At 29.9% G+C, this 254-nt stretch carries 1 pseudogene; it reads left to right on the top strand.

Annotated features, from left to right (window positions below):
• Positions 1-20 precede the first annotated feature (20 nt).
• Positions 21-254: pseudogene (locus SCA31_RS24495) on the top strand (FAD-dependent monooxygenase); the annotation flags it as partial.

Below are 254 nucleotides of genomic sequence, written 5' to 3'. Positions count from 1 at the left end.
CCTGTATTGAAGATAATTTTATGAAATTTCATCATGAAGACGGTGGTTTAGCATTTGGAATCCTTAAACTTTCTGAAGATAAAATTCTATGGTATTTGCAATTTGATAATGAAAAATATAAAATTGATGAAGAATATTCTGTGGAAAATCTAAAAGAATACCTGTCTAAAATTTTTGATGACTGGCACCCTCTAGTTTCTTCCATCATAAAAGAATCGAGTTATGAAAATGTTCATCTGTGGCGTGTTTATGAG

The organism is Chryseobacterium sp. SIMBA_028 (assembly GCF_046535285.1).
In the GTDB taxonomy this organism is placed as follows: Bacteria; Bacteroidota; Bacteroidia; order Flavobacteriales; family Weeksellaceae; genus Chryseobacterium.
This window is presented reverse-complemented; position numbering and strand designations above follow the sequence as displayed.